Source organism: Mycobacterium sp., assembly GCF_039583785.1.
Taxonomy (GTDB): Bacteria; Actinomycetota; Actinomycetes; order Mycobacteriales; family Mycobacteriaceae; genus Mycobacterium.
Map to the genome: position 1 here is coordinate 1 of NZ_JAVKSG010000210.1, position 1,527 is coordinate 1,527.

A 1,527-nucleotide genomic window follows, 5' to 3' on the forward strand; every position below is an offset into this window, starting at 1 on the left:
AGCAAGGACTTCTTCAGTGCCTTGAACTCTGGGTTGGTCATGGGAGGGTCGAAGCCGAGTCCCTCGTGCAGTGCTTCGGCAGCGCCGACAGCGGTGATGAGGTCGGTTTGGAGATAGCCGCTTTGGACGTACAACAGACCCAGGATCATGTCAAAGGCGACGTTGAACTTGCTGCGGACTTCCCACCATCGGGGGATCAGGCTTTGGAAGTCGATGCCCTTGGTCGCCAGTGTGAAGAGAGCTTTCCGGGTTTCTACCGATGGGGCTTCGGGATCGCCAATGACGATGTGCCGTGCGAATGACGTGATCGCGGACCCTGCTTGCGCTGCCTGATCGTTTCGCAGCGTCTCGGAAGGTGTCAGGCTTTCGTACAGCACCGCGCATGGGCTGTCCATGGCGAACGTGAGCAAATCCTGGAATACCTTGCCGATGTCATCCCACTCGGCTATCGACTTCGGCTCCGACGACGCGATCCTGAAGGATGAGGCGGTGAAGGTGGAGGTGTCGATGCCGTGGCGTTGGGCATCGCCTGAAGGCTCTACATAGCGCCGCCGCAGCTCGATGGTCAGGTCATCCACCGTCACCGTGAGCGGCTCCGCCTGATCTACCTCGATGGACCACCTGCTTCCTCCGGGTAGGTCGGGGTGGCGCTCAGTGCGAAGCATGACATCTTTGCGGCGATCCCAAACAGTCAGATTCTCCAGCTCAATCGTTAACCCGCTGAACGCCTTTGCCTCTGGGGCATCGAGGAGGGCACCGATGAGAAGCTGCCCGACGTGGATTTCTTGTTCTTTTGCCTCCGGAGAAAACATCCCTCGCCTTGATCTTGTGATGAGGCAGTCCAGCAGCGTTACCGGCTTGCCGCCGGCGACACCGTGGATCACAGGGAACCGTCCTGAACCTTCGCCGAAAGCAAAGGCACCAGGTGTCAAGCGGGTCACACTTCCGTCGTCAAACCCGTGGAGAAGGGACAGGTTGATACCGGAGTCGGGCTTGTAGGTAAGGATGCCTTGCTGGTCGACTTGCCCCGATTGCCCTGGCAGCGAGAATTGACCACGCCAAGTCGCCTCGGAGGATAGGTAGTCGGTCACCTTTGCAGATTAGTTCTCGACGCCATCTTTCGACGCGGCTGCCTACCGCTGCCGCCAGCTTCACCCCCACTGCTTGCGTATGGTCCGCGAACAGCCGTTCCCATTACCTGGAAACGGGATCGGATTGAGCTGGCGAGTGGCGAGATATCTGTTGACCACCAGAAGCCCGGAGGTCATGAGGGCACGCGGGTGGATGTCGTTCTGCTCGGTGCTGATTACACCATCGTCGAGGACGTCGGGTGAACCGATCTGCTCACCGACGACATTGAATGATGTCCCACCGGGGTCTGCGCGGATCGCCCATCCGGCGACGTGAAACGGTGCGCGCCCAGCGTTCACGACGTGCCACCCCATTTTTTTTTTGGCGCTTCCGGGAAGTCTGTGGGTCATGGTGGTGTTGGGTAGAGCTGTAATCCGCCGAGGTGGAAGTAGATTG

General features: G+C 59.3%; 1 protein-coding gene and 1 pseudogene. Both read right to left on the reverse strand.

Annotated elements, in window-relative coordinates:
- A partial coding sequence (locus ABDV69_RS21445) for a hypothetical protein (RefSeq protein WP_343577859.1) occupies nt 1-1,091 on the reverse strand: 1,091 nt, incomplete at its 3' end.
- Between the two features lie 60 nt (nt 1,092-1,151).
- Nucleotides 1,152-1,527, reverse strand: a pseudogene (locus tag ABDV69_RS21450) (hypothetical protein); the annotation flags it as partial.